Source organism: Pseudomonas sp. QC2 (genome assembly GCF_002859085.1).
Lineage (GTDB): Bacteria > Pseudomonadota > Gammaproteobacteria > Pseudomonadales > Pseudomonadaceae > Aquipseudomonas > Aquipseudomonas petroselini.
The window spans coordinates 38116-63990 of sequence record NZ_PKKS01000005.1; the positions used below are offsets into that span (position 1 = coordinate 38116).

28 protein-coding genes are annotated in these 25875 nt (G+C 61.8%); 13 read left to right on the forward strand and 15 right to left on the reverse strand.

Annotation, left to right across the window (positions count from 1 at the left end; all coding sequences use genetic code 11):
• Positions 1–3: 3 nt before the first annotated feature.
• The 9 genes from ccmI to ccmA form a co-directional block, all read right to left on the reverse strand.
• On the reverse strand, positions 4–1191 hold the full coding sequence (gene ccmI / locus QCBJ_RS05650; RefSeq protein ID WP_102060283.1) for a c-type cytochrome biogenesis protein CcmI: 1188 nt from the start codon (positions 1189–1191) through the stop codon (positions 4–6).
• Complete coding sequence (locus QCBJ_RS05655) at positions 1184–1657, reverse strand: cytochrome c-type biogenesis protein (RefSeq protein WP_065901641.1); 474 nt, start codon at positions 1655–1657, stop codon at positions 1184–1186. Before QCBJ_RS05655 ends, ccmI begins: the two co-directional genes overlap by 8 nt.
• Complete coding sequence (locus QCBJ_RS05660; RefSeq protein ID WP_046035737.1) at positions 1654–2190, reverse strand: DsbE family thiol:disulfide interchange protein; 537 nt, start codon at positions 2188–2190, stop codon at positions 1654–1656. The genes QCBJ_RS05655 and QCBJ_RS05660 overlap by 4 nt, the downstream gene beginning before the upstream one ends.
• Positions 2187–4175: a heme lyase CcmF/NrfE family subunit gene (locus QCBJ_RS05665; RefSeq protein ID WP_102060284.1), complete on the reverse strand. Its 1989-nt coding sequence runs from the start codon at positions 4173–4175 to the stop codon at positions 2187–2189. Before QCBJ_RS05665 ends, QCBJ_RS05660 begins: the two co-directional genes overlap by 4 nt.
• Before the next feature lie 3 nt (positions 4176–4178).
• Positions 4179–4634, reverse strand: coding sequence for a cytochrome c maturation protein CcmE (gene ccmE / locus QCBJ_RS05670; protein ID WP_012723035.1), 456 nt, complete (start codon positions 4632–4634; stop codon positions 4179–4181).
• Positions 4631–4807 carry a heme exporter protein CcmD gene (ccmD, locus tag QCBJ_RS05675; protein WP_003172771.1) on the reverse strand — a complete coding sequence of 59 codons (177 nt, stop codon included), beginning with the start codon at positions 4805–4807 and terminating at the stop codon, positions 4631–4633. The genes ccmE and ccmD overlap by 4 nt, the downstream gene beginning before the upstream one ends.
• Positions 4804–5559, reverse strand: coding sequence for a heme ABC transporter permease (locus tag QCBJ_RS05680; RefSeq protein ID WP_093546100.1), 756 nt, complete (start codon positions 5557–5559; stop codon positions 4804–4806). Before QCBJ_RS05680 ends, ccmD begins: the two co-directional genes overlap by 4 nt.
• A gap of 86 nt (positions 5560–5645) precedes the next feature.
• Positions 5646–6314 (reverse strand): heme exporter protein CcmB, encoded by a 669-nt coding sequence (gene ccmB, locus QCBJ_RS05685; RefSeq protein WP_012723033.1) that lies wholly within the window; start codon positions 6312–6314, stop codon positions 5646–5648.
• Positions 6311–6946: a cytochrome c biogenesis heme-transporting ATPase CcmA gene (ccmA, locus tag QCBJ_RS05690; protein WP_102060285.1), complete on the reverse strand. Its 636-nt coding sequence runs from the start codon at positions 6944–6946 to the stop codon at positions 6311–6313. Before ccmA ends, ccmB begins: the two co-directional genes overlap by 4 nt.
• Positions 6947–7146: 200 nt before the next feature.
• Here ccmA and QCBJ_RS05695 point away from each other — a divergent pair, with 200 nt between their 5' ends.
• Together QCBJ_RS05695 and QCBJ_RS05700 are read left to right on the forward strand one after the other, a co-directional pair.
• On the forward strand, positions 7147–8724 hold the full coding sequence (locus tag QCBJ_RS05695; RefSeq protein WP_093546094.1) for a flagellar hook-length control protein FliK: 1578 nt from the start codon (positions 7147–7149) through the stop codon (positions 8722–8724).
• Complete coding sequence (locus QCBJ_RS05700; RefSeq protein WP_046035741.1) at positions 8721–9050, forward strand: EscU/YscU/HrcU family type III secretion system export apparatus switch protein; 330 nt, start codon at positions 8721–8723, stop codon at positions 9048–9050. The genes QCBJ_RS05695 and QCBJ_RS05700 overlap by 4 nt, the downstream gene beginning before the upstream one ends.
• A 112-nt stretch (positions 9051–9162) precedes the next feature.
• On the opposite strand, the gene glp is transcribed toward QCBJ_RS05700, so the two are convergent.
• Entirely contained in the window at positions 9163–10389 is a 1227-nt protein-coding gene (gene glp / locus QCBJ_RS05705; RefSeq protein WP_102060286.1) for a gephyrin-like molybdotransferase Glp, read from the reverse strand.
• Positions 10373–10912, reverse strand: coding sequence for a molybdenum cofactor biosynthesis protein B (moaB, locus tag QCBJ_RS05710; RefSeq protein WP_012723028.1), 540 nt, complete (start codon positions 10910–10912; stop codon positions 10373–10375). The genes glp and moaB overlap by 17 nt, the downstream gene beginning before the upstream one ends.
• A gap of 76 nt (positions 10913–10988) precedes the next feature.
• On the opposite strand from moaB, the gene mobA reads away from it, so the two are divergent.
• Both mobA and QCBJ_RS05720 read left to right on the forward strand, forming a co-directional pair.
• Positions 10989–11591, forward strand: a complete 603-nt coding sequence (gene mobA / locus QCBJ_RS05715; RefSeq protein ID WP_046036480.1) for a molybdenum cofactor guanylyltransferase MobA — start codon at positions 10989–10991, stop codon at positions 11589–11591.
• 79 nt (positions 11592–11670) lie between these two features.
• On the forward strand, positions 11671–11892 hold the full coding sequence (locus tag QCBJ_RS05720; protein ID WP_010211805.1) for a YgdI/YgdR family lipoprotein: 222 nt from the start codon (positions 11671–11673) through the stop codon (positions 11890–11892).
• A gap of 55 nt (positions 11893–11947) precedes the next feature.
• Here QCBJ_RS05720 and QCBJ_RS05725 read toward each other — a convergent pair whose 3' ends face one another.
• The 3 genes from QCBJ_RS05725 to QCBJ_RS05735 form a co-directional block, all read right to left on the reverse strand.
• Positions 11948–12838 (reverse strand): pseudouridine synthase, encoded by an 891-nt coding sequence (locus QCBJ_RS05725; RefSeq protein ID WP_093546088.1) that lies wholly within the window; start codon positions 12836–12838, stop codon positions 11948–11950.
• 71 nt (positions 12839–12909) lie between these two features.
• Positions 12910–13245, reverse strand: coding sequence for a hypothetical protein (locus QCBJ_RS05730; RefSeq protein WP_043205014.1), 336 nt, complete (start codon positions 13243–13245; stop codon positions 12910–12912).
• 75 nt (positions 13246–13320) lie between these two features.
• A complete protein-coding gene (locus tag QCBJ_RS05735; protein WP_093546085.1) occupies positions 13321–13557 on the reverse strand; it encodes a glutaredoxin family protein in 237 nt (78 codons plus the stop codon).
• 150 nt (positions 13558–13707) lie between these two features.
• Here QCBJ_RS05735 and QCBJ_RS05740 point away from each other — a divergent pair, with 150 nt between their 5' ends.
• Positions 13708–15444, forward strand: coding sequence for a monovalent cation:proton antiporter-2 (CPA2) family protein (locus tag QCBJ_RS05740; RefSeq protein ID WP_102060287.1), 1737 nt, complete (start codon positions 13708–13710; stop codon positions 15442–15444).
• On the opposite strand, the gene QCBJ_RS05745 is transcribed toward QCBJ_RS05740, so the two are convergent.
• Complete coding sequence (locus QCBJ_RS05745) at positions 15431–16639, reverse strand: ammonium transporter (RefSeq protein ID WP_046036490.1); 1209 nt, start codon at positions 16637–16639, stop codon at positions 15431–15433. The genes QCBJ_RS05740 and QCBJ_RS05745 overlap by 14 nt on opposite strands.
• A 347-nt stretch (positions 16640–16986) precedes the next feature.
• Here QCBJ_RS05745 and QCBJ_RS05750 point away from each other — a divergent pair, with 347 nt between their 5' ends.
• The 8 genes from QCBJ_RS05750 (at position 16987) to QCBJ_RS05785 (ending at position 25865) form a co-directional block, all read left to right on the forward strand.
• The gene (locus QCBJ_RS05750; RefSeq protein WP_012723021.1) at positions 16987–17301 is read left to right on the forward strand and encodes a YqjD family protein; all 315 of its coding nucleotides are present in this window, start codon (positions 16987–16989) and stop codon (positions 17299–17301) included.
• Positions 17302–17304: 3 nt separating this feature from the next.
• Entirely contained in the window at positions 17305–17688 is a 384-nt protein-coding gene (locus QCBJ_RS05755; RefSeq protein WP_012723020.1) for a phage holin family protein, read from the forward strand.
• Positions 17685–18026: a hypothetical protein gene (locus QCBJ_RS05760; RefSeq protein WP_012723019.1), complete on the forward strand. Its 342-nt coding sequence runs from the start codon at positions 17685–17687 to the stop codon at positions 18024–18026. Before QCBJ_RS05755 ends, QCBJ_RS05760 begins: the two co-directional genes overlap by 4 nt.
• Before the next feature lie 175 nt (positions 18027–18201).
• A complete protein-coding gene (locus tag QCBJ_RS05765) occupies positions 18202–19365 on the forward strand; it encodes an EAL domain-containing protein (protein WP_012723018.1) in 1164 nt (387 codons plus the stop codon).
• 71 nt (positions 19366–19436) lie between these two features.
• Complete coding sequence (locus QCBJ_RS05770) at positions 19437–20768, forward strand: deoxyguanosinetriphosphate triphosphohydrolase (protein ID WP_012723017.1); 1332 nt, start codon at positions 19437–19439, stop codon at positions 20766–20768.
• Positions 20769–20942: 174 nt separating this feature from the next.
• On the forward strand, positions 20943–21344 hold the full coding sequence (locus QCBJ_RS05775; protein ID WP_012723016.1) for a response regulator: 402 nt from the start codon (positions 20943–20945) through the stop codon (positions 21342–21344).
• Positions 21345–21594: 250 nt separating this feature from the next.
• Positions 21595–22221, forward strand: a complete 627-nt coding sequence (locus tag QCBJ_RS05780) for a response regulator transcription factor (RefSeq protein ID WP_012723015.1) — start codon at positions 21595–21597, stop codon at positions 22219–22221.
• Positions 22222–22229: 8 nt separating this feature from the next.
• On the forward strand, positions 22230–25865 hold the full coding sequence (locus QCBJ_RS05785) for a transporter substrate-binding domain-containing protein (RefSeq protein ID WP_102060288.1): 3636 nt from the start codon (positions 22230–22232) through the stop codon (positions 25863–25865).
• Positions 25866–25875: the final 10 nt, after the last annotated feature.

Here is a 25875-nt window from a genome sequence, read left to right on the forward strand (position 1 = left end):
GAGTTACTTGTCCGGACTGTCGATGGTCAGCTGCTGCAAGGCAGTGGTGGTGCTGGCCAGGGGTTGGCTGCGGCCGATCCATTCGCCAGTGGTCGGTTGACCGGCCCGGGATATGCGCGCAACCAGTTGGACTTCAGGGAAGTTGGACAGTTTCAACTGCGGCATCATCGCGTCGGCGTCGCCGAGTTCGACGGTGATGGGCAGCTCGGCGACGGTGACGCGCTTGGCGGCCAGCGGTGCCGGCGGGCCTTTCACGGCACGGGCAAAGATAAATACGCTGTCGGTGGGCAGGGCCTTGGCTTTCACGTCGGCGGACAGGTCCACGCGGACATTCATCACGGTTTTTTGAGGAGCAACGGTGCCGCCACTCTCTTTAAGCTTCTCGGCAGCGCGATCAATGCCACCTTGCAGCGCTGCGCGGGAGTTGTCTTGCAGCGGCAGCTGGGCCAACAGACGATTCCAGTAGTCGATAGCCTCTTGATAACGCTGGCCTTCAAAGGCAGCGATACCCAACAGGCCGAGGCTGGTGACTTCCTTTGGATCGAGCTTCAACGCCTCGTCGGTGAGCGCCTGCACCTTGGGCGACCACTGTTTGTTGTCAGCAAAATACTGCGCCTGGGCCCACTGGCCGAGCAGTTCCGGCTGGCGCCCGGCCAGCGCCACGGTGCGTTCGAACACCTTGGCGGCATCGGCGGAACGGTCCTGGGCCATGTAGGCGCGACCGAGGAAGTACAAGCCTTCCGGCGAGTCCGGTTGGGCAGCGGCGGCGCGTTCCAGGCGGTGGGTCATGTCTTCCATGGACACCGGCGGCTGGGAGAATTCGCGGGTCAGTTCAACCTTGTCGCTGGCCCCGTAATGCAGGTACAGCGCAACCCCCAGGACCGGCACCAAGAACGCCGCCAGAAATGGCAGTGGCTTGCCCAGGCGCGATTCACGGGGTTTTTCCACGCCTTCGGTGTCAGCCAACAATTCACGTGCCGCTTCGGCGCGGCCGGTGTCGAGTTGCGCGGCATTCAGTACGCCTTCGTCCTGCTGCACTTGCAGCTCGGCCACGCGTTCTTGGTAGAGCGCCACGTTCAGCGCGGTGCGATCCTCTTCACGCTGGGCGCGGCGGCCGCGCAGGACAGGGATCAACAGGAAACTCAGGGCAATCAGAAGCAGCAAGCCAGCTGCGAGCCAGAAATCAATCATCAGTCTTGGTGTCCAGCAATTGGTCGAGGCGTTTGCGCTCTTCAGGGGACAGCGCGTCGGAACCATCGGTCGGCGCAGCACGGCGACGGCGCACGATCACCGCCATCACCACCACGCCCGCCAGCAGCAGCCCGGCGGGGCCGAACCACAGCAGCGCGGTCTTGCCGGTGAGGGCCGGTTTGTAGCGCACGAAATCACCGTAGCGGTCGACCATGAAGTCGATGATCTGCTGGTTGTCCTTGCCCTCCCCCAGCATGCGGAAGATCTCTTTGCGCAGGTCGGCGGCGATGGGTGCGTTGGAGTCGGCGATGTCCTGGTTCTGGCACTTGGGGCAGCGCAGTTCCTTGGTCAGTTCGCGGAAACGCTCGCGGTCCCCGTCCTTGGCGAATTCATAGGTGTCGATGGCGGCGTGGGCCACGCCGGCCAGTCCCAGCGCCAGCACCGCAGCGGCTAACAGACGTTTCATGGCTTGGCCTCATCGACCAGTGCCTGGTACTTGGCGGCCAGTTGCTCGCGCCACACCACTTCGTCGATCACGCCGACGTACTTGTCGCGGATCACGCCCTTGGCGTCGATGAAGAAGGTTTCCGGGGCACCGTAGACGCCCAGGTTCAGACCGAGGTTGCCGTCTTCATCGCGGATATCCAGTTGGTACGGGTTGTGGAACTCGGCCAACCACTTCAAGGCCGCGGCATTGTCGTCCTTGTAGTTGATGCCGTAGATCACCACGCCCTTCTCGGCCAGCGTGTTCAGCACCGGGTGCTCGACGCGGCAGGAAATGCACCAGGTGCCCCACACGTTGACCAGTGCCGGTTTGCCCAGCAGGTCGGCCTGGGTCAGGGTCTTGTCGCCCTGCACCGTTGGCAGGCTGAACGCCGGGAACGGCTTGCCGATCATGGCCGACGGCAGCTCGGCCGGGTCCAGATAAAGGCCGCGATACAGGAACACCGCCACCACCAGAAACATCGCCAGCGGTACGACCATCAACCAACGCTTCATACCGCCGCTCCTTGCAGGCCGAGGGCTTCACGCACCCGGCTCTTGACCTTGACCCGATACCGTCGGTCCAGCGCGGCCAGCAAACCACCAAAGCCGGTAAGCAAGCCGCCGAACCAGATCCAGCGCACAAACGGTTTCACATGCACCCGCACCGCCCAGGCGCCCTCGCCCAACGGTTCACCCAGCGCCACATACAGGTCACGGGTGAAACCGGCGTCGATGCCGGCTTCGGTCATCATCGAACTCTGCACGGTGTACAGGCGTTTTTCCGGGTGCAACACGGCGATTTCCTTGCCATTGCGCACGACACGCACCGTGCCTTTGTCTGACGTAAAGTTCGGCCCTTCGAAGTGCTTGGCGCCTTCGAAGATGAAGTGGTAACCGGCCAGGTCCATGGACTCGCCCGGCGCCAGGCGCAAGTCGCGCTCGGCGCTGTTCTGGCTGGAGAGCACCACGCCAAGGGCGCACACGGCGATGCCAATGTGGGCGATCTGCATGCCCCAGTAGCTGCGGGTCAGGGTCGGCAGGCCTTTGACCAGGCCTTTGTGACGGGTCTTGTCGAAGATGTCGCGTACGCCGGCCAGCAACACCCAGGCGGCGAGCAGGAAGGTCGCGAGCACCGCCCAGTTGAAGTCGCCATAGGCAAACCCGGCGATCACCGCCAAGGCCACGCTGCCGAGCAACACCGGCATCAGCATGCCGGCCAGCCATTTCACCGGGGTGTCTTTCCAGCGCACCAGCATGCCCACCGCCATCACCACCATCAACAGGCCCATCAACGGGATAAACAACGCGTTGAAATACGGCGGGCCAACGGACAGCTTGGCGCCGCTCAAGGCGTCCAGCACCAACGGGTACAGGGTGCCGAGCAGGATCATCGAAGCGGCCACCACCAGCACCAGGTTATTGCCCAGCAACAGGGTTTCCCGCGACCACAGGTTAAAGCCGACCTGGCTCTTGACCACTGGCGCGCGCAACGCAAACAACGTCAGGGAGCCGCCGACCACAAACAGCAGGAAGATCAGGATGAACACGCCGCGCTCCGGGTCGGACGCGAACGCATGCACCGAGGTCAGCACGCCCGAACGCACGAGGAAGGTGCCGAGCAGGCTGAGGGAAAATGCCGCGATGGCCAGCAGCACGGTCCAGCTCTTGAACACACCGCGCTTTTCGGTGACCGCCAACGAGTGAATCAGCGCAGTGCCGACCAGCCAAGGCATGAACGAGGCGTTTTCCACCGGGTCCCAGAACCACCAGCCGCCCCAGCCGAGCTCGTAATAGGCCCACCAGGAGCCGAGGGTGATACCAATCCCGAGGAAGGCCCAGGCGACAATGGTCCACGGCCGCGACCAGCGCGCCCAGGCGGCATCAAGGCGCCCGCCGAGCAAGGCGGCGATGGCGAAGGCGAAGGCCACGGAGAAACCGACATAGCCCATGTAGAGCATCGGCGGGTGCACGATCAGGCCGATGTCCTGCAGCAGCGGGTTGAGGTCGTGCCCGTCCACCGGGATCTGCGGCAGGATGCGGGTGAACGGGTTGGAGGTCATGATCAGGAACAGCAGGAAGCCGATGCTGATCATGCCCATCACTGCCAGTACGCGGGCCAGCATCACTTGCGGCAGCTGGCGCGAGAACACCGACACCGCGAAGGTCCAGCCGCCGAGGATCAGCGCCCACAGCAGCAACGAACCTTCGTGGGCGCCCCACACGGCGCTGAACTTGTAGTACCAGGGCAACGCGCTGTTGGAGTTATTCGCCACATAGGCGACGGAAAAGTCGTCGGTCATGAAGGCGTAGGTCAGGCAACCGAACGCGAACACCAGGAAGACACATTGGCCCCAGGCGGCCGGCTGCGCCAGGCTCATCCACAAGCGGTCGCCGCGCCAGGCACCGAGCAACGGCACCACGGCCTGAACGATGGCAAAGCACAGGGCGAGGATCATCGCCAACTGGCCCAGCTCTGGAATAAACAGTGCGGACGTCATGGCTTAGCCCTCCTTGGCAGGCGTTGGCGCGGATTGGCCGCTGTCTTTCAGGGCCTTGGTCACTTCCGGTGGCATGTACTTTTCATCGTGCTTGGCCAGCACTTCGTCGGCCACCACCACACCGTCAGCGTTGAGCTTGCCCAGGGCGACGATGCCCTGGCCTTCGCGGAACAGGTCCGGGAGGATGCCGCGATAAGTAATGGTCACGGCTTTGTTGAAGTCGGTGACGACGAAGGTCACGTCGAGGGAGTCGCCGGAGCGTTTGAGCGAGCCCTTCTCCACCATGCCGCCGGCACGGATGCGCGTGTCGATCGGCGCTTCGCCATTAGCGATCTGCGTGGGCGTGTAAAACAGGTTGATGTTCTGCTGCAAGGCGCTCAAGGCCAGGCCGACGGCAATGCCGACGCCCACCAGAATCGCAAGGATGATCAACAGACGCTTTCTACGCAGCGGATTCACTTTTCGGTCTCCCGGCGCAGACGTCGCGCCTCTTGTTGCAGGTAACGCTTGCGGGCCAGGATCGGCGCGGCGACGTTGAGGGCCAGCACCGCCAGGCAGATGCCATAGGCCGTCCACACATACAGGCCGTGGTGGCCCATGGCGAGAAAATCACTGAAAGAAGCAAAACTCATCCGCGCGCTCCCAGGCTGTTTTGCACTTCGGCCTTGACCCAACTGGTGCGGGCTTCACGTTTGAGCACTTCGAGGCGCATGCGCAGCAGCAACACAGCGCCGAAGAAACAGTAGAAACCCAGCACCATCAGCAGCAGCGGCGCCCACATTTCCACGGGCATCGCCGGTTTTTCAGTGAGGGTGAAGGTGGCGCCCTGGTGCAGGGTGTTCCACCACTCCACCGAGTATTTGATGATCGGGATGTTGATGACGCCGACGATGGCCAGCACCGCGCAGGCCTTGGCGGCACTGTCACGGTTGCTGATCGCGTTGCCCAGGGCAATCAGACCGAAGTACAGGAACAGCAGGATCAACATGGACGTCAGTCGTGCATCCCACACCCACCACGAGCCCCAGGTCGGCTTGCCCCAGATCGCGCCGGTGACCAGCGCCACGGCGGTCATCCACGCACCGATGGGCGCAGCGCATTGCAGGGCCACATCGGCGAGTTTCATCTTCCACACCAGGCCGACGATGCCGCACACCGCCAGCATCACGTAGCAGGACTGCGCCAGCATCGCGGTAGGAACATGGATATAAATGATGCGAAAACTGTTGCCTTGCTGGTAGTCCGGCGGCGCGAAGGCCAGGCCCCAGACCAGGCCGATGCCGATCAGCAACACGGCGGCGATGCTCAACCACGGCAGCAGTTTGCCACTGATGCCATAGAACCATTTGGGCGAGCCGAGCTTGTGAAACCAGGTCCAGTTCATTGCTGTTTCCATCACGGTTGCTTCTTGTCGTTGCAAGAAGCGTAGGGTCTTTACTGACTAAAACATAACGTCTTGGTCAGACCTCATTATTCGCCGACGCTGATCTTCAGGCCGGCCGCTATAGCAAAGGGTGTCAGGGTTACGGCCAGGGCGGTCAGGCTACCCAGCCACAAGAGGTAACCGGTCGCCGGCATGCCCATGAGCGCGGCTTGCAAGGCGCCGCTGCCCAGGATCAACACCGGGATGTACAACGGCAGAATCAGCAGGGCCAGCAATAGGCCGCCGCGCTTCAAACCCACGGTCAACGCCGCGCCCACCGCGCCCAACAGGCTGAGGGTTGGCGTGCCGAGCAACAAAGACAGGAGCAACACCGGCAGGCACTCGGTGGGCAACCCTAGCATCATCGCCAGCAACGGTGAGAGCAGCACCAGCGCCAGGCCGGAAAAAGCCCAGTGTGCCAGCACCTTGGCCAGTACCAGAAGTGGCAAAGGGTGCGGCGAAAGGACCCACTGTTCGAGGGAACCGTCTTCGAAATCACTGCGAAACAGCCCGTCCAGCGAGAGCAGCACTGATAAAAGCGCCGCCACCCACACCAGTCCTGGGGACAAGGTTTGCAACAGTTTAGTCTCTGGGCCCACCGCCAACGGGAACAGCGCGATCACAATCGCGAAGAACACCAGCGGGTTGGCCAATTCGGCCGGACGACGGCACAACAACCGTGCTTCGCGGGCGACCAGCAGGGCAAACACGCTCATGCTGACCACCGCCCCAGGTCCAGATCACGGTAACCGATGGGCTTGCGATTGAGCGTGTGATGGGTGGTGAGGACAACCAGGCCACCCTGTTCGCAATGCTGGGCCAGGTGTTCTTCCAATTGGGCGACGCCTTGCTTGTCGAGGGCGGTGAAGGGTTCGTCAAGAATCCACAGCGGCGGGCCCGGCAGGTACAGACGCGCCAGCGCCACGCGGCGCTGTTGGCCGGCGGACAGGGTATGGCAGGGAATGTCTTCAAAACCCTTGAGGCCGACGGCGGCCAGGGCCTGCCAGATAGCGTCGCGGGAAGCAGGATGATGCAGGGCGGTGAGCCAGCTGAGGTTTTCTTCAGCGGTGAGCACGTCCTTGATGCCGGCGGCGTGGCCGATCCAGACAAGGTTGCGCGCCAGTTCAGTGCGTTGTGCGTTGAGGGGCTTGCCGTTTAACCGAACTTCACCCGCCGTCGGCTGCATCAACCCGGCCAGCAGGCGCAGCAAACTGGTCTTGCCGCTGCCGTTGGGGCCGCTGACCTGCACCATGTCGCCGCCGGCCAGGCGCAGTTCGAGGTGCTCGAACAGCAGGCGCAGGTCGCGTTCACAGGCAAGCGCTATGGCTTCAAGAAGAGGGCTGGTCAAAAGATCGCGGGCCTTTACGGTTCAAGTCGGCGGTGCAGCGGCCGTTAAAGAGAAATGCACAATAACGGCTTTGGCGACCGATTTTAGAGAGCTGGATCAAATAGTTGTGAGGTTTTTAGCGCTCTCTTTGCAGACGGGCGGCATTATACATGTGATGCCCTACTCTAAAGAGGGCAATTTCCCCAGAGACGACGCGCGCGATGACCGGTGAGATCAACCTTCCTACGCTTCCACCCGCCCCGGCGGCCGGGCCCGGCCCTGCGCCTGCAACCGGCGAGTTGCTGAAACTGCTGGAGCCGCAGATCGGCCTGATCGACCCTGGAAAAACCGCGAACGCCGAAGTCATCGCCCTTAAACAAGGCGGTGAAGCCTTCCAGTTGCTGCTCAAACTGACCCTTGAAGGCGGCCGCCAGACCCTGGTGCAGGCGACCAGCCCCCAGCCGCTGCCACTGGGCAGCAATGTGGCGGTGAGCCAGACGTCTACTGGCAACCTGACCCTCAGCCTGCAGCAGGCCTTGAGCGCCAATGTCGCTGCCCTCACCCGTATCGACACTAACCAGATGCCGGTGGGCACGCTGTTGCAGGCCAAGGTGCTGACCACCCAGATGTTGCCCCAGGGCACGGCGCAACCGGCGATCTACCGCTCGCTGGTCACCGTGCTCAACAACGCCCTGGCGGGCGCGACCTTGACCGTGGAAAGCCCGCAACCCCTGCGCGTCGGCAGCTTGCTCAGCGCCGTGGTGCAGAACGCACAGACCCTGAGTTTTGTGCCGCTGAGCGGGCTCAAGGATCAATTGGCCGTCACCCAGCAATTGTCGACCCAGCAAAGCCGCCAAGGCTCGCTGGATGCGGTATTCACCGCGCTGCAGAACCTGCCCCGTGGCGACAGCACCTCCGCCGACCTGCGCGCCGCCGCCGACCGTCTGTTGGCCGCTTTGCCGGACTTGGCGCAAGTGAGCAATCCCAAGGTACTGGCGCAAGTCATCCAGAACAGCGGCGCGTTTCTTGAAGCCAAACTGCTTGCCGGGCAAAACCCACAGATCCCACCGCTGGACATGAAAGGCGCGCTGCTGCGCCTGGTCGCCGACTTACTGCCCGCCCTGCCCGCCAGCACCAATATGAATGCCATCCTCGCCGCCAACACCCTGGCCCAGGTGCTGCCCAACTTCGTGCGCAGCCCCCTGAACACCCTCGGCCAGGTCAGCGCCCGGCAGATACCCGCCGGTTTCCCGTTGCCCGAGCGGTTGATGGCGAAACTGGAAGGCGAAGGTGACCTGGAAAACCTGCTGCGCCTGGCCGCCGGGGCGATCTCACGGTTGCAGAGCCATCAGCTGTCGAGCCTGGAGCAGACCGGCACCACCGCCGACGGCCGCCTGCAAAGCACCTGGCAGTTGGAAATCCCGATGCGCACGTTGCAAGACATCGTGCCGCTGCAAGTCAAGTTCCAGCGCGAGGAACCGCCGCCGGATAAGGACCAGCCCGAACGCAAGGACAAGAAGGACGCCAAGCAGATGCTCTGGCGCGTCGAACTGGCCTTCGACATGGAGCCGCTGGGGCCGTTGCAGGTCCAGGCGCAACTGACGCAGGGCAAACTGTCCAGCCAGCTGTGGGCGACGCGGCCGTTTACCGCCAGCCTGATCGAAAGCCACCTGGGCGCCCTGCGCGAGCGCCTGGTGACGTCGGGCCTTAACGTCGGCGACCTCGACTGCCACCTCGGCACCCCGCCACGCGGGCCAAAAACCGGATTGGAGCAACGCTGGGTGGATGAGACCGCATGAAGAACGCCAACCCACCGCGCCAGGCAATTGCCCTCAAGTACGACGGCCAGCAGGCGCCGACCCTGACGGCCAAGGGCGACGATGCCCTGGCCGAAGCCATCCTGAAGCTGGCGCGGGAAAATGAAGTGCCCATCTATGAAAACGCCGAGCTGGTGAAGCTGCTGGCGCGGATGGAACTGGGGGACAGCATTCCGGAGGAGTTGTACCGCACAATTGCCGAGATCATTGCGTTTGCATGGACGCTGAAGGGCAAGTTTCCGGTGGGGTATGACCCGGATGCAGGGCCGGTGGAGCGCGACATCACCGAGCGCGGCGACGATTACTGAGGCCTATGAAGACCTCAATGTGGGAGGGGGCAAGCCCTAATGCCAGTCAGCTGAGGGTGAGCACCGTACCTGTGGCGAGGGAGCTTGCTGCCTCCCACATTGGGATCAGCGGTCAGTTCAGGACTTCGCTTAGCGGGATGAAATTGACCCGGTCACCCCTCTCCAGCGTCGTGCCCTCCAACACCTCCACAAACCCCTCCGCCCACGCCGCACTGCGCAGTACGCCGGAGCTCTGGTTGCGGTAGATGATCGCCTTGCCTTGCTCGATACGCCCGCGCAGGTATTCGCGGCGGTTGCCGGCTTTTGGCCAAGTGAACCCCACCGGTACTTCAAAGCGCAGCGGCTCGATGTCTTGCACACCTTGACGGCGCAACAGGTACGGGCGCGCCAGCAGCGCGAACGTCACCAGCGTCGAGGCCGGGTTGCCCGGCAGACCGATCACCGGCACGCCACGGAAGTGGCCGAACGTCAGCGGCTTGCCCGGTTTGATCGCCAGTTTCCACAACGCCAGCTCACCCTCTTCACGCAGGGCGATGCCAAGGAAATCCGCCTCGCCCACCGACACACCGCCCGTGGACAGGATCAGGTCGACCGCGCCCAGGCTCGCCAGGCGGGTGCGGGTCTGTTCCAGGTCGTCAGGCAGGATGCCGGTGTCAATCACTTCACAGCCCAGGCGCGTAAGCCAGGAACACAGCACCCGTCGGTTGCTGTTGTAGATCTGGCCCGGCCCCAGCGGCAAACCGGGTTCGATCAACTCGTCACCGGTGGACAGCACGGCCACGCGCGGCCGGCGAATAACGTCAAGACGGTCATGCCCGAGGGACGCCGCCAGGCCGAGTTCAATCGGGCCCAGGCGCGTGCCGGCGGTCAAGACCAACTCGCCTGCGGTGGTTTCCTGCCCTCGGGGGCGGATGTTCTGGTCGACGTGCAGGGGCTCGGTGAAGCTCACGCGCTCGTCGGCGTGGACCACCGCGTTTTCCTGCATTTCCACACAGTCAGCCCCTTCAGGTACCGGTGCGCCGGTGAAGATGCGCGCGCAGGTACCGGCGGCCAGAGGTTCCGGCGCCTGGCCCGCAAAAATGCGCTGGCTGACCACCAAGGGCTCACCGGTCCAGTCCGACAGGCGCACGGCGTAACCGTCCATGGCACTGTTCGGCCACGGCGGCAGGTCAAGGGTGGAGACCAGGTCTTGGGCCAATACGCGACCGTCGCAGTCGGCCAGGGGCAAGGTATTGCGCTCGCGGATCGGCGCGGCCTCGGCCATCGCCAGCAGCTGTTGCAGTGCTTGTTCTACCGGCATCAGGGTGCCGGTCTTGCCAGGCTTACCCACGGGATTCACAAGGCTCGGCCTGTTTCAGGTGCGGCACGAAATTGCACGGGCGGTGGCGGTTGTCCAACTGCTCGGCGAGGATGCCGTCCCAGCCGGTGCGCACCGCATTGGTGGAACCCGGCAAGCAGCACACCAACGTGCCATTGGCCAGGCCGGCCAGGGCGCGGGACTGCACGGTGGAGGTGCCGATGTCGGCGACGGATATCTGCCGGAACAGCTCGCCAAAGCCATCGACCTGTTTGTCGAGCAGGCAACTGACGGCCTCGGGGGTGCTGTCACGGCCGGTGAAGCCGGTGCCGCCGGTGATCAGCACGACTTGCACCACGTCTTCGGCGATCCAGTGAGCGACCTGGGCGCGGATCTTGTAGAGGTCGTCCTTGAGCAGCACGCGCTCGGCCAGGGCGTGGCCAGCGGCGGTGAGGCGGTCGACGAAGACCTGGCCGGAGGTATCGGTTTCGAGGGTGCGGGTGTCGCTGACGGTCAATACAGCGATGTTCAGGGGTACGAAGGGCGCATCTGCCTTGGCGTTCATGGCACGGTCCGGTTGTCGAAGGAACAGCCCGATGTTATATCACAGGCCCCCCTTTTGCTGCCGCTGCGGAACCGCCATGCCTATCGATTCATCCCCTCTGCCCTGTTCGGTGTTGCTGCTGTCCGGAGGGCGCGGCCAACGCATGGGCGGCCAGGACAAGGGCCTGCTGGAATGGCGTGGCCAACCGTTGATCGCGCATTTACAGATGCTGGCGCGACCGCTCACGGATGACCTGATCATCTCGTGCAACCGCAACCCGGAGCGCTACGCCGACTATGCCGACCAGTTGGTGAACGACGACAGCCCGGACTTCCCCGGCCCGCTCGCGGGTATCCGGGCGGGACTCGCCGCCGCACGTCATGAGCACTTGCTGATATTGCCGTGCGATGTGCCGCATATCGACGCCCCATTGCTCGCCGACCTGCGTGAGACGGCACGGCGCAACCCGCTGCTGCCGGTGATGGTGCGCCATGGAGAGTTCTGGGAACCGCTGATCTGCATCATCCCGACCCGCCTGCGGGCCGCGGTGGAAGACGCCTGGCATGCCGGTGAGCGCAGCCCGCGCAAGATCTTCCTGCAACTGGGCGGTGTGGGCCTGGAATGCCCGGCGGATGACCCGCGCCTGGCCAACCTTAATACACCGCAGCTGTTACAGACGCCGTCGGGCGTGTCAGAATGAACCTCGCTTAAGGAACTTTGTCGGCGCCCCGCGCGTCACAAGGTCAGCTATTAAAAAGTATTCTCTCGGAGACAATCTCATGACTCAACGGACCATCGCCGCTCTCATGCTTGCACTGGGCCTCGCCACCCTCGCCGGTTGCGCTTCGCCTACAGTGATCACCCTGAATGACGGTCGCGAAATCCAGGCCGTCGACACCCCGAAATACAACGAAGATTCGGGTTTCTACGAATTCGAACAACTTGACGGCAAGCGCACCCGCATCAACAAAGATCAGGTTCGCACCGTTAAAGACCTGTAAGTCTTAGCGTTTGCCAACAAGGCCCGCCTCGCGCGGGCCTTGTCGTTTCTGGCGGTTACCAGTCGAGAGTGATCCGGCTGCGAAAGTGGCGCTCCTCGCCCGTCACAGGGTCGATAAACCGTACGCCCTGGGCCAGCAGCTTGAGCGGGTTGGCGTAGTCGTCCACGGCATCCTTGATGACGTCAGGGTAGAACGGGTCGTTGCAGATACTCGCGCCGAGGGCAGTCATGTGCACGCGCAGTTGATGCTTCTTGCCGGTCACGGGGAACAGGCCGTAGCGCCATAGATCAGCCTTTTTTTCGCGCACTTCCACGGCCGTCTCGGTGTTGCTTGCACCAGGGCCTTCTTGCATGCGAAAGAACGGCTCGCCCTCTACCAGGCGGCTTTTATGCACCCTGGGGAACGTCAGGTTCGGCAGGGCTGGCGCGATGGCTTCGTAAAATTTATCGATCTGGCGTGTGGGAAACAGTTGCTGATAGGCCGAGCGGCTGGCCGGGTTGGCCGAGAACAGCACCAAGCCGGCCGTATGCCGGTCGATACGGTGCAAGGGCACCAGCGCCGGGTTGTCGAGGCGGCGAATCAGACGGCGCAACAGGGTTTGCTCGACGTATTCACCGGCCGGGGTCACCGGCAAAAAATGCGGTTTGTCGGCGACCACCAAGTGCTCGTCGGCATACAGGATGGTTTCCTGCACCGGGATCACCTTCTCGTTGGGCACTTCCCGGAAGTAGTAGATGCACAGGCCTTCCTTGTAGGCCAGGTCCAGGCTGATCGGGCTGCCGTTGATGTCCAGCACCCGGCCCCTGGCGATGCGGTCCAGCCAGTGTTCACGGGCGATCGCCGGGAAGTGCTCGCACAGGCAATCGAGCACTGTCGCCCAGGGGCCGGGCGGGAGGTACAAGGTGCTGGCTTGGTGCTGGGACGCGGAAAAACCGGATGTGGACATGAAATGCTCAAAGCCTGGAAAAACACGCGGGCATTATCCCGCATCGAGCGGGATTGAGCCTAGGGCCGATCTCAGGCCTTGACCAACTCCGCGCGCAGGAGCGGTGAGGCACTCGCGGCGTCGGTGAATTCCTTGAGCCAGCGCAGCACGTCCACCGCCTCCCAGCGGCCGGGGTCATACAGCGCGTATAACAAGCCTTGGTAACCCACCACGTCCAGCTGCTTGTGGTAACCGGCACGCTGGAACAGCGCTTCGATCTCGGCAAAACAGGTATTGAAATGCACTTTGTTGAACGGCGTCTTGCCTTCCGTGACCAGGCCATCGAGGCGCAGCTCGTTCACCGCATCGCGCACGACGTCGGCGGACATGCGATTGACGCTGCTTTTCAGTTGTTCGACATTCACCACGGGCGTTCCCTCTATTTCAATCGCTGTACAAACATACAGTAACGCAATATTTAGAAACCCGCCATCGGATGACACTCAGCGAAGGAAGGCCACCACCTGTTGTGAGTCAAAAGGCCAATCCAGTTCCGCCCCGGTGTCCACCCGGCGAAGCACCGGAATCCGCAGGCCATAGACGTCGGTCAGATCGTCGGGATCGGTGATATCCACCAGTTCCACCAGCAACCCGTGTTCGACCAACGGCATGATTTCGGCCTCGGCAATTTCACAAAGATGGCAACCCAGGGTGCCGAACAACTGGCATTCAGGAAGCATGACGAAGGGTCCTGATCAGGAAGTAGGCCAACATTCTAAGCCCGCTGACGGCATGAAGCCCACCACCACAAAAACCCTGACCCAGGTCACCATGGCCTATAACTGATTCAGCGATTCTCGCGGCTTTTTGCCTGCCCCCTTGCAACGGAGATGCGTGTGTTTGCCAACCTGCTGATCATTCTGGCCTCATCCCTGGTGGTGATTGCGCTGTTTCGCCGACTGCAATTGCCGCCCGTGCTGGGCTACCTGTGCGTCGGCCTGGCCGTGGGGCCCACTGCGCTGGACTGGGTGAATGACAGCGAAGAATTGCCCGATCTCGCCGAACTGGGCGTGGTGTTCCTGCTGTTTTCGCTGGGCCTGGAGTTCTCCCTGACCAAGATGCTCGCCCTGCGCCGCGTGGTGTTTGGCCTGGGCAGTTTGCAGGTGCTGGGTTGCGGGACGCTGCTGGCGGTCTTGTTGATGGGCTTTGGTGTAGCGCCGGGTATCGCCTTGTTGCTCGGTGCAGGGCTGGCGTTGTCCTCCACCGCCATCGTCAGCAAGGAGCTGACCAGCCTCGGTGAAATCTTCAGCAGCCATGGCCAGAACGCGATTGGCGTGCTGCTGTTCCAAGATGTGGTGGCGGTGTTGCTGTTGACCCTGGTCCCGGTGTTTGCCGGTACCGGCGAGCAAGCCTGGTATTGGGCGCTGCCGTTGACCCTGGGCAAGACCGTGGTGTTGTTTGTCGGCCTGTTGCTTGCCAGTCGTTGGTTACTGCCGCGTTTGTTTCATGAAGTCGCCGCCTCCCATTCGGCGGAGCTGTTTGTGCTGCTGGCGCTGGTGATCGTTTTGCTGACCGCCTGGCTCACCCACCTGCTGGGGCTCTCCCCTGCTCTCGGGGCTTTCCTGGCCGGGATGTTGCTGGGAGAAAGCCACTACCGCCATCAAATCGAAGCGGATATCCGCCCGTTTCGCGACATTCTGCTGGGGCTGTTTTTCGTCAGCATCGGCATGCTCATCGACCTGCAACTGTTCGTCAGCCATAGCCTGCTGATCCTCGGCCTCACCCTCGCCCTGATGCTGATCAAAGGCTGCGTGGTCGCTGCGCTGGTCAAGCTGCGCGGCAGCGACGGTGAGACCGCCTGGCGCAGTGGCCTGGCCCTGGCCCAAGGCGGCGAGTTCTGTTTTGCCTTGATGGCGCAGATGCAGCAAAGCCGATTAATCCCCGATGAGTTCAACGGCTTGCTGCTCGCCGCCACGTTCTGCTCGATGCTGCTGACCCCGCTGCTGCTGCGCGCGGCACCGAGCATTGCCCTGCGCTTGCACCGCAAGCCCAACCAGCAAGTGCAACTGGAGGCAATCACTGCACTTAATGCTCAGTTGCACGGGCACGCGGTGATCTGCGGTTATGGCCGCGTCGGCCAGTCCATCGGGCGTTTCCTGCGCAAGGAGCAACAGGCGTTTATCGCCCTGGATGACGACCCGGAACGGGTACAGGAAACCGCCACTGAAGACAGCAGCGTGCACTATGGGGATTGCCGGCGTGGCGCCCTGCTCAGTGCCGTGGGCCTGGAGCGCGCGCGGCTGGTGGTGATCGCCGTGGACAACAGTGACGTCGCCTTGGTGGTGCTGAAGGAAGCACGTCGGATCAACCCGGACGTGCCGATCCTGGTGCGCACCCGCGACGACAGCCAGCTCGCCGAACTGAAAGCTGCAGGCGCCAGCGAAGTGGTGCCCGAGCTATTGGAGTCGAGCCTGATGCTCGCCTCCCACGCCTTGGTCCTGCTGGGCCTGCCGGACCAACAGGTGCAGGCGCGGGTCGATGAGGTGCGGCAGAACCGCTACCGCCTGCTGCACGGTTTTTATGCGCAGCCGAACAACGAAGACGAGGCGCCGATCAATCCTGACTGACCGCGCCGATCTTGTGGATCGACAGGTCCGCGCCGTAATACTCCTCTTCCTGGCTCAGGCGCAGCCCGGTGACGCGCTTGATCACGCCGTACACCAGCAAGCCGCCGACCAGCGCCACGATCACACCGAGGGCGGTGCCGATCAACTGGCTGACCAGGCTGACGCCGCCCAGGCCACCCAGCGCAGTCTGGCCAAAGATGCCGCAAGCGATGCCGCCCCACACACCGCACAAACCGTGCAGCGGCCACACACCCAATACGTCGTCGATCTTCCAGCGATCCTGGGCGGCGATGAAACACCACACAAACAGGCCACCGGCGACGGCGCCCGTGACCAGCGCGCCGACCGGATGCATCAGGTCGGAACCGGCGCAGATCGCTACCAGCCCGGCCAGCGGGCCATTGTGCAGGAAGCCCGGGTCGTTGCGGCCAATGATCAACGCCGCGACCGTGCCGCCGACCATCGCCATCAACGAATTGACCGCCACCAGTCCACTCACGCCATTGAGGGTTTGCGCGCTCATCACGTTAAAGCCGAACCAGCCGACGATCAGGATCCACGAGCCCAGCGCCAGGAACGGAATACTCGACGGCGCGAACGCCACCAGGCGTCCCTCGCGGTAGCGCCCGTTGCGCGGCCCGAGCAACAACACTGCCGCCAGCGCCAGCCAGCCGCCCATGGCATGCACCACCACGGAACCGGCGAAGTCATGGAAGCTGGCGCCAAAGCGCGCGAGCAGCCAGGCCTGCAGGCCGAAATTGCCGTTCCACACCATGCCTTCAAAGAACGGGTAGATAAACGCCACGATCAACGCCGTGGCACACAATTGCGGGGCAAACCGCGCACGCTCGGCGATGCCGCCGGAAATGATTGCCGGGATTGCTGCCGCGAAGGTCAGCAGGAAGAAGAACTTCACCAGGCCATAACCGTGGTCGGCACTGATCACCGCCGCCGGTTGCATGAAGCTCACACCGTAGGAGATCCAATAGCCTATAAAGAAATAGGCCAGGGTCGAGATGGCGAAGTCGCTGAGGATCTTCGACAGCGCGTTGACCTGGTTCTTTTGGCGCACGGTGCCGACTTCCAGGAACGCGAAGCCCGCGTGCATGGCCAGGACCATGACCGCACCGATTAGGATAAACAGGGTGTTGGAGCTGTGGACGAGCGTGTCCACTGCACTTTGCAAATTTTCCATGGAGGTTGGCAGGCCTGCAATAAAGGCAAAAAGCACCAAAGCGGTTCAAGCCAGGGTTGCGCGCACTAAATTGGCACCACCGGTCCCACCCCTCTTCAGAGGGTGTGAACCGCTTTAGCGCAGCGATCAACGCAACAGGCCGTTGCCGACAGGGTTTTTCCGCGAGTTTCAGTTATTTAGGGTAAGGTTTTTCAAGGCATTGCCTGGGACCGCCCGGATTCAGCGCAGGACTTGAGGCCTGCGCACCAAGGCAAAGCAAAAGCTGTACCACACAATTGCACTGAACCTTCACCGACGCCGGTGACTCGAAACCACTACGTACAGATCAGCCAATCACGGAGATAACCATGGCCAGAAGAACTGCAAAGACTGCTCAAGAAATACTGATGGCGGATTTTCAAACCCTGGTGACTGACACCGAAAGGTTGCTGGACGACACCAAAGTGCTCGCCGGTGACCAGGCCGATGAGCTGCGGGCCAAGATCCACGACACGCTGCTCCAGGCCCGCGAAACCCTGAAGCAGACCGAAGATTCGCTGCGCGAACGCGGCCAGGCGGCCGTCACCGCGACCGAAGATTACGTGCAGGCCAACCCTTGGCAGTCGGTGGGCATTGCCGCCGGTGTGGGCTTTCTGATCGGCCTGCTGGCCACAAGGCGCTAAATCATGTCTATCGGCGAAACTGGCTCGTCCACAGGGACTACCTCAAGACGTCTGGGCGCGGCCGTTCTGGGCTTGCTGCACAGCCACGTCGAATTATTTGGCATCGAATTGCAGGAACAGAAGGCCCGCACCGTCAGCCTGCTGCTGTTCGCCGGCTTGGCGCTGGTGTTTGCGCTGCTGTTGCTGGTGGGGTTGTCGACGTTGGTAATGATCTTGGTGTGGGACACCGGTTACCGCCTGACCGGGATCATCTGCCTCTGCGTGTTCTACAGCCTGGCCGCGGCGTTCTGCGGGGTGCGCTTGAAGGCGGCGGTGTTCGATGAATCCACGCCGTTCCACGCCACCCTCGAAGAGCTGGCCAATGACCGGGAGCGCTTGTTGCCATGAGCCTGACTGAAATGCCTAAAAACACGTCGCGACGGGAAATGCGCAAGGCGTTGATTCGCCTGCGCATGGAAATGCACCGCCAGGAAATCCGCCACGAGTCCCAGCAATTGATGCTGCCTTTGAATAAGGTGCGCAACATGGGCCAGAACTGGCAGGGCAGCCTGGGCATCAAGCACGCGCCGCTGTGGGGCGTGGCGGCGGTGACGCTGATGGGCTTCTTGACCGGCAAAGGTGCCAAGGGCGGCGGTATCAGCGGCATGACCCGCCTGGTACGCCTCGGTGCCGGCTTGATCCCGCTGATCAAACTGGCCATGCAAGGCACTTCGCGTAAAAGTTGAAGCAGGCGGGCTGGCGCACGTTAAAGGTGAAGGCTGTACCTCTGGCTTAAAGGTGAATGCTGTACCTTTCTACGGCTTATCAGCCCTGCTGGCTGCATTCTTGCTAACAGAATCGGCCCGGTCCTCGTTTTTGAGGGCCGGGCCTTTTTTTCGCCACCTCTCTTAAGGAGGCCCCGTGATCGACGGGCAACCGCTTGCCTGCTTCCAGCCGTTTATCGACACCGCCACCGGCCGCATCGCCGGCGTCGAGGCCCTGGGCCGTCTGCGCCAGGTCGACGGCCGCTTGCAGTCCGTGGGCCCGCTGTTCGCCGACCCGCGCACGCCAGGCGTGAGCTTGCGTCGGCTTGACCGACAGATCCGCGATAACGCGTTGAGCCGCTTGCATGAAGCGCCTGAAGACTGGTTCCTGAGCTTGAATATCTCGCCGCGCTGGATCAACCGCCTGCGCCCGGGCCAAGCGCTGCCGAGCCTTAAACAGATCCATAGTCATGGTGTCGATCCACGGCGAATCGTGTTCGAGATCACCGAACTGGGTGGTGACATCCAGCGCCTGGCCAACGTGGTCGCACGTTATCGCGAGGCCGGCGCGCGCATCGCCATCGATGACTTCGGTGCCGGCTACTCGCAGCTTGACCGGGTACTGGCGTTGCAGCCGGATATTCTCAAGCTGGACATGCGCCTGTTCCAGGAGGCTGCCCGCGGCGGGCCGAGCAGTGAAGTGGTGCGGGCACTCGCGCAAATGGCCGAGAAGACCGGCTGCTGGATCATTGCCGAAGGCGTGGAAACCGAGGCGCAGTTGAGCTTTGCCCTGGAGTGTGGCTCGCGCTATGTGCAGGGTTATCTGTTCGCCCAGGCGCAGTTGGACTGGTTTGCCGCCGACGCCTTCGTGCCGCGTTTCGCCCAGTTGCGCACGGCCTACGTCCAGCAAAAACTGGCTGAGCGCGGGCGCATCATGCAACTGCGCCAGCAATTGGCAGAGCTGATGAAGATCCTGCAGAACTGGGCCCTGGCACAGGCGCCGCTGAGCCAGTTGCCGCAACTGCCGGCGTTCCCCTGGCTGCTGCGGTTTTACCAGTGCGACCGACATGGCACCCAGCTGACGCCGAACTTTGAATGGCGCCAGGACGCCTGGCAGGCCGACAGCCGCTACCTGGGCCACAATTGGTCATGGCGCCCGTACTTCTACCACTTGCTGGCCGAAGGGTGGGAGGAGCGACGCCTGACCTTGTCCTCGACCTACCGCGACGCGACCACCAACCAGTATTGCCTCACGGCCGGACAATTCTTCGATAACGGTCAGCGTTTGCTGTTAATCGATATCGATGCGGTCGGGCTGTAGTTTTTCGCTTGCCCCGCCCACGCGGAACCGGGAAGCTGGCAGGGTCATTCACCGCACGGAGAGTAACCGCCTTGGATTGGCCCACCCTGCTTACCCGCGAACGTCTTGGAAAGCCCCTGCACAGCCCGGAAGAACTGGGCCGTAGCCCGTTTCACAAAGACCATGACCGTATTATTTTCTCTGGCGCGTTTCGCCGCCTCGGTCGCAAGACCCAAGTGCACCCGGTGTCCAGCAACGACCATATCCACACCCGCCTGACCCATTCACTGGAAGTCAGCTGCGTCGGCCGCTCGCTCGGCATGCGCGTGGGTGAAACCCTGCGTGGCGCCCTGCCCGACTGGTGCGACCCGAGCGACCTGGGCATGGTGGTGCAATCGGCCTGCCTGGCCCACGACATCGGCAACCCTCCGTTCGGGCACTCCGGCGAAGACGCCATCCGCCACTGGTTCCAGCAGGCGGCAGGCCGCGGCTGGCTGGATGACATGAGCAGTGCCGAGCGCAATGACTTCCTCAACTTCGAAGGCAACGCCCAAGGCTTCCGCGTGCTCACCCAGCTGGAATACCACCAGTTCGACGGCGGCACGCGGTTGACCTACGCGACCTTGGGCACTTACCTGAAATACCCCTGGACGGCGCGCCACGCGGATTCGCTGGGCTACAAGAAACACAAGTTCGGCTGCTACCAAAGCGAACTGCCGATCCTGGAACAGATCGCCCACAAACTCGGCCTGCCGCAGCTCGAAGAACAACGCTGGGCCCGCCACCCGCTAGTGTACCTGATGGAGGCAGCGGATGATATCTGCTACGCCTTGATCGACCTGGAAGACGGCCTGGAAATGGAGCTGCTGGAATACGCCGAGGTCGAGTCGCTGCTGCTCAACCTGGTGGGCGATGACCTGCCCCAGACCTATCGCCAACTCGGCGCCCAGGATTCGCGCCGACGCAAGCTGGCAATCCTGCGCGGCAAAGCCATCGAACATTTGACCAACGCGGCGGCGAGTGCCTTCGTCGAACAACAGGATGCCTTGCTCGCCGGCACCCTGCCCGGCGACCTGGTGGAGCACATGCATGGCCCCGCCAAACGCTGCGTGCTGGATGCCAAGGACATGGCGCGCAAGAAGATTTTCCAGGACAAGCGCAAGACCCTGCATGAGATCGGCGCCTACACCACCCTGGAAATCCTCTTGAACGCCTTTTGCGGTGCAGCCTTGGAACAACATGGTGGACGCACGCCGTCATTCAAGAACCGGCGCATTCTCGACTTACTGGGCAACAATGCGCCGAACCCACAGTGGCCTTTGCACACTTCGTTCCTGCGCATGATCGACTTTATCGCCGGCATGACCGACAGCTATGCCACCGAGATGGCGCGGGAAATGACCGGGCGTTCCAGCCCTCAATAACGAGCACGATCAAGCTGCCTGTTGCCTGAAAGGAATCTACCTACGAAGGGAACAGAGCGGCCTGATCGAATTCGCACAAGCACCCGATGAATAATCACGCACGCTCCGGGCGATCCAGGCGAACTGTTCCTACGCGCCCCCCATCGACGCTTGACTCACCGTGTGCCCCCCAAAATGCCCAGTTATCCGCTCCGTATCCTGTTGGTGGAGGATCATCCATTCCAACTCCTCGCCACCCAGTGCCTGCTCAGGAGCTTCGGCTTCGCACGGCTGACCCCGGCCGAAAACGCCGAGCAGGCAATCTGCTTGATGTCGCGGGCCGAGGTGCCCTTCGACATCATCCTGTGTGACCAATGCCTGCCCGATTTGCCGGGGCTTGAGCTGATTGAAATCGCCAGTCGCCGGCGCTTTACCACGACCGCCATCCTGCTGAGCGGATTGCCCGTGGTAGAGCTAGCCACCCTGATCGCCCAAGCCATGGATCGTGGCCTGCCACTGCTCGGCTATTTATCAAAGCCATTAAACAAAGATGAACTTGCACGCTTGATCTGCCCATTGCTCAGGTTACAAATGTAGGATTTTAAACATCATGATCCGATGAAATATGCCTGTACGATGCCCGTTAAATCCACGATAACAACCTTTAGCTCATTCACTTCCGAAGCCTTGTGATATCGCTTCACAAAGCCTTAGCAGATGGTAGGTATTTACCTTTTTTAGTGTAGGAATTTTCCTGTTTTGTACCTACTTGCCCCTGAGCTCATGCCCCCCTGTGCTCTTCTGAGCTAATGTGCCCGCTTTATTTGCACTTACACGGACTATGATCATGAACTCAGTTTTTATTATCGACGACCATCCGGTTATACGGCTTGCCATCCGGATGTTGTTGGAGCATGAAGGTTACAAAGTGGTGGGTGAAACGGACAACGGATGCGACGCCATTCAAATGGTCCGGGAATGCCTGCCTGACCTGATTATCCTCGATATCAGTATTCCCAAGCTGGATGGGCTTGAAGTGCTCTGCCGATTCAACGCAATGAATACACCGATGAAAACCCTGATCCTGACAGCCCAATCCCCTACCCTGTTCGCCACCCGCTGCATGCGCTCGGGCGCCGATGGCTACGTGTGCAAGGAGGGCGACCTGAGTGAGTTGCTGAGCGCCATCCGCGCGGTGCTGTCCGGCTATAACTACTTCCCCAGCCAGGCATTGACCACCAACGGTATAGACGGTGTGGAAACCCAGGAACTTGAATTATTCAAAACCGTCAACGATCGGGAACTAATGGTATTGCAATTATTTGCACAAGGTCGTACCAACAAGGAAATTGCCAAAGGCATGTTTCTGAGCAACAAAACAGTAAGCACTTATAAAAAGAGGCTGATGCAGAAACTTCAAGCCAAATCCTTGGTAGAACTTATCGAGATGGCAAAACGAAACGCGCTAGTGTGAGAAAGCGGATGCCCAGGCGTATAAAGGACTATCTGATTACATTGAGTGCCGGCTTGTGCTTCAGCACCGCCGTGCTCGCGAACCATCAAACGGGCCCGGAACATTTCACCTTGCTGAGCCGTGCAGGCTCCGTTCAACTGGAAACCCACCTGAACAAGGCCCAACGCCAATGGCTGCAAAACAAACGCGAATTGGTGCTGGGCACCGCATCGCCTGACTATCCTCCCTTCGACCTTACGTCCAGTGGTCGCGACTATGAGGGGCTCACCGCCGATTACGCCGGCCTGCTCGCCAAGACGCTGGCCTTGCCGGTAAAGGTATTGCGCTACCCCTCCCGAGAGGCCGCTATCCGCGCCCTTGAAACAGGCGATATTGACTTATTGGGCACCTCGAACGGCTTTGAGGCGGCAAACCCGAACCTCACGCTCTCCGAACCCTATGCCGTTGACCAGCCGGTGTTGGTCACCCGCGAAGGTGAGACCCGCAGCCTGAATGATGGGCTGGCCGGAATGCGCCTGGCCCTGGTCTACCACTACCTGCCCCTGAGCGAGGTGGAAAAACTGTATCCGCAGGCGATCATCCGCGCTTACCCCTCCTATCAAAATGCCTTGAATGCGGTGGCATTCGACCAGGCTGACGTATTCCTCGGCGATACCATTTCCACCCATTACATGATCAATAAGGGCTACCTGAAAAACATCCACATGGCCAACTTCGGCAAACACGAGGCCTATGGGTTCAGCTTTGCCATGCCCCAGCACCAGCGCACGCTCTTGAGTATTGTCGACGCGGTGCTGACGGCCGTCCCTACCAATGAACGGGAAACCATCGCCAAGCGCTGGAGCGCCGGCAGCGACATCCTGTTGACCGACCAGAAGTTGCAACTGACTCAGCGTGAGGAGCGTTGGTTGAAGGACCACCCGGTGGTCAAAGTGATTGTGAACGAAACCTTCGCCCCGCTGACGTTCTTCGACGCCGAAGGCAATTTCCGCGGCATCACCGCTGACCTGCTGGAGTTGATCCGCTTGCGCACCGGGCTGCGCTTCGAGATCCATCGCGGGCGTGACCTGAGCGCGATGATCGAACAGGTGGACGCCGGTAAAGTCGACATGATTGGCGCAATCGTGCCCAGCGCTGAACGGGAAGCGCAACTGAACTTCAGTCGACCTTACCTGGAAAACTCCTATGTGCTGCTGACTCGCAAAGCAGCTGACGCCCCCTCGAACCTGGAGCAGATGGCCGGCAAGCGCCTGGCAATCACCCCGGGCAATCCTCTGGAATCCCTCCTGCGCCGCGACTTTCCAGAGGTCCAACTGGTCAAGGCCAGCGACACCTTCAGGGCCTCGGAACTGCTGGCCCAAGGGCAGGTGGAAGGCGCGGTGAACTCCCTGGTCGTCGCCAACTACTTGCTGTCGTCCTCGATGTTCCAGGACAAATTGCAGATCAGCACCAGTATCGGCACGGCTCCGGCCACCTTTGCCCTGGCGACGGCGCGCAGTGCCACCGAACTCAGCTCGATTCTCGACAAGGCCCTGCTGAGCATCGCCCCGGACGAGCTGGGCGTGATCAACAGTCGCTGGCGTGGTTACACCGCCGCCTCCGACAGCTACTGGCGCAACTATCACCAACTGATCACCCGCATCATCATTGGCACCGGGCTTTTGCTGCTGCTGTCCCTGGCCTGGAACGCCTACATGCGCCGCCAGATCAAACATCGCAAGATGGCTGAGCGAGCCCTCAATGATCAGTTCGAGTTCATGCGCGCGCTGGTCAACGAAACCCCGCACCCTATCTATGTACGTGACCGTAAAGGCCTGCTGCAGACCTGCAACGACAGCTACCTGCAGGTGTTCGACGTCAAGCGCGAGGACGTGATCGGCAAAAGTGCCCTCCAGATGAGCGAGGCGCTTGAAACAGACGCCGAGCAATACCATGCCGATTATCAGCGGGTGATGACCGAAGGCAACCCGCTGATCCTGGATCGCACCCTGTATATCCGTGGGCATAAACTGACGATCTACCACTGGATCCTGCCGTACCGCGACTCTACCGGGGAAGTACAGGGGATCATCGGGGGCTGGATTGACATCAGCGAGCGACGCCAACTGTTCGATGAGATCCGCGCCGCCAAAGAACGCGCCGACGAGGCGAATCGGGCCAAGAGCACGTTCCTCGCCACCATGAGCCATGAAATACGTACGCCGATGAACGCAGTGATCGGCATGCTGGAGTTGACCCTCAAGCGAGCCGACCAGGGCCATCTTGATCGCCCGGCCATCGAAGTGGCGTACAACTCGGCCAAGGATCTGCTGGAGTTGATCGGCGATATCCTCGACATCGCGCGCATCGAATCCGGCCGCCTGAGCCTGGCCCCGGAGCGCGTCAACCTACGCGAAGTGATCGAGTCGGTGGTGCGTGTCTTCGACGGCCTGGCGCGCCAGAAGACCCTCAGCCTGTCCCTTGAGTTCAAGCCCGACCGCGATGACACCGAAGTGCTGATCGACCCGCTGCGCTTCAAGCAAGTGCTGTCGAACCTGGTCAGCAATGCCATCAAGTTCACCGAGCGTGGCCAGGTAAACATCAAGGTGGAGGTATTGCCCACCGATGTGGCGCAACAGGTCGAGATGAAGCTGGTGGTCGAGGATACGGGGATCGGTATCAGCCGGGATGATCAGTTGCGCCTGTTCGAACCCTTTGCCCAGGCTGACAATTCCGGGCAGCTCGCCAGGAGTGGCGCCGGCCTGGGGTTGGTTATCTGCCGCAGCCTGTGCGCAATGATGGGCGGGCAACTGAGCTTGAGCAGCGTGCCTATGGTGGGCACCCAAGTGCATGTGAACCTGAAAATGGCGCGCCTGCAGCCGCTGCAGACAACGCATGAACCCAAGCCCGAGGCGCCGGCAACCGCGCGCGTACTCAATGTGCTGGTGGTGGATGATCACCCCGCCAACCGCTTGCTGATGTGCCAGCAACTGGGTTACCTGGGTCATCAGTTCACCGCTGCGCAGAACGGCGCCGCCGGCTTCCAGGCCTGGCGCCAGGAGCGCTTCGACCTGGTCATCGCCGACTGCAACATGCCCATCATGAATGGCTACGAGTTGAGTCGCTCGATCCGCGAATATGAACAGCGTGAGCAACGGGTGCCTTGCGTGGTGCTGGGTTTTACCGCCAATGCCCAGCCCGAGGAGAAACAACGCTGCGCTGAAGCCGGCATGAACGATTGCCTGTTCAAACCCATCAGCCTCACGGCACTGGAGCGGCAACTGGCGCAGATCGCCCCACAACCGGCCGCCCTGCACCTGGACCTCGGCAACTTCGAGGCCCTGACCGGCGGCGATCCTCAGTTGAGCTGGCGTTTGCTGGAGGAACTGCTCAGCAGCAGTCGACATGATCGCCAGGAACTGACTGCGCTGATTGGTGCCCACGCACCGCTCCAGGACATCATCGAGCAGGCCCACAAAATCAAGGGAGCTGCCCGCATCGTTCAGGCGACGCCACTGGCCGGACAGTGCGAAACCCTGGAACAGGCGTGCGTGCGCGGCGATGACTGGGCGCTGATCGAAACCGGTGCGAAAGCCTTGGAGAGCCTCATGTTGGAGCTGGAAAGGTTACTGCAAGGGCAGCTTCACGGCCTGGATGGCCGGTAAGGGGCGGATG

Excerpts from the sequence above, each read along its gene's own strand:
- ccmI (WP_102060283.1), bottom strand. The coding sequence starts at position 1,191 with ATGATTGATTTCTGGCTCGCAGCTGGCTTGCTGCTTCTGATTGCCCTG.
- QCBJ_RS05655 (WP_065901641.1), bottom strand. The coding sequence starts at position 1,657 with ATGAAACGTCTGTTAGCCGCTGCGGTGCTGGCGCTGGGACTGGCCGGC.
- QCBJ_RS05660 (WP_046035737.1), bottom strand. The coding sequence starts at position 2,190 with ATGAAGCGTTGGTTGATGGTCGTACCGCTGGCGATGTTTCTGGTGGTG.
- QCBJ_RS05665 (WP_102060284.1), bottom strand. The coding sequence starts at position 4,175 with ATGACGTCCGCACTGTTTATTCCAGAGCTGGGCCAGTTGGCGATGATC.
- ccmD (WP_003172771.1), bottom strand. The coding sequence starts at position 4,807 with ATGAGTTTTGCTTCTTTCAGTGATTTTCTCGCCATGGGCCACCACGGC.
- QCBJ_RS05680 (WP_093546100.1), bottom strand. The coding sequence starts at position 5,559 with ATGAACTGGACCTGGTTTCACAAGCTCGGCTCGCCCAAATGGTTCTAT.
- ccmB (WP_012723033.1), bottom strand. The coding sequence starts at position 6,314 with ATGAGCGTGTTTGCCCTGCTGGTCGCCCGCGAAGCACGGTTGTTGTGC.
- QCBJ_RS05695 (WP_093546094.1), top strand. The coding sequence starts at position 7,147 with ATGACCGGTGAGATCAACCTTCCTACGCTTCCACCCGCCCCGGCGGCC.
- QCBJ_RS05700 (WP_046035741.1), top strand. The coding sequence starts at position 8,721 with ATGAAGAACGCCAACCCACCGCGCCAGGCAATTGCCCTCAAGTACGAC.
- moaB (WP_012723028.1), bottom strand. The coding sequence starts at position 10,912 with ATGAACGCCAAGGCAGATGCGCCCTTCGTACCCCTGAACATCGCTGTA.
- mobA (WP_046036480.1), top strand. The coding sequence starts at position 10,989 with ATGCCTATCGATTCATCCCCTCTGCCCTGTTCGGTGTTGCTGCTGTCC.
- QCBJ_RS05720 (WP_010211805.1), top strand. The coding sequence starts at position 11,671 with ATGACTCAACGGACCATCGCCGCTCTCATGCTTGCACTGGGCCTCGCC.
- QCBJ_RS05725 (WP_093546088.1), bottom strand. The coding sequence starts at position 12,838 with ATGTCCACATCCGGTTTTTCCGCGTCCCAGCACCAAGCCAGCACCTTG.
- QCBJ_RS05735 (WP_093546085.1), bottom strand. The coding sequence starts at position 13,557 with ATGCTTCCTGAATGCCAGTTGTTCGGCACCCTGGGTTGCCATCTTTGT.
- QCBJ_RS05740 (WP_102060287.1), top strand. The coding sequence starts at position 13,708 with ATGCGTGTGTTTGCCAACCTGCTGATCATTCTGGCCTCATCCCTGGTG.
- QCBJ_RS05745 (WP_046036490.1), bottom strand. The coding sequence starts at position 16,639 with ATGGAAAATTTGCAAAGTGCAGTGGACACGCTCGTCCACAGCTCCAAC.
- QCBJ_RS05750 (WP_012723021.1), top strand. The coding sequence starts at position 16,987 with ATGGCCAGAAGAACTGCAAAGACTGCTCAAGAAATACTGATGGCGGAT.
- QCBJ_RS05755 (WP_012723020.1), top strand. The coding sequence starts at position 17,305 with ATGTCTATCGGCGAAACTGGCTCGTCCACAGGGACTACCTCAAGACGT.
- QCBJ_RS05760 (WP_012723019.1), top strand. The coding sequence starts at position 17,685 with ATGAGCCTGACTGAAATGCCTAAAAACACGTCGCGACGGGAAATGCGC.
- QCBJ_RS05775 (WP_012723016.1), top strand. The coding sequence starts at position 20,943 with ATGCCCAGTTATCCGCTCCGTATCCTGTTGGTGGAGGATCATCCATTC.
- QCBJ_RS05780 (WP_012723015.1), top strand. The coding sequence starts at position 21,595 with ATGAACTCAGTTTTTATTATCGACGACCATCCGGTTATACGGCTTGCC.
- QCBJ_RS05785 (WP_102060288.1), top strand. The coding sequence starts at position 22,230 with ATGCCCAGGCGTATAAAGGACTATCTGATTACATTGAGTGCCGGCTTG.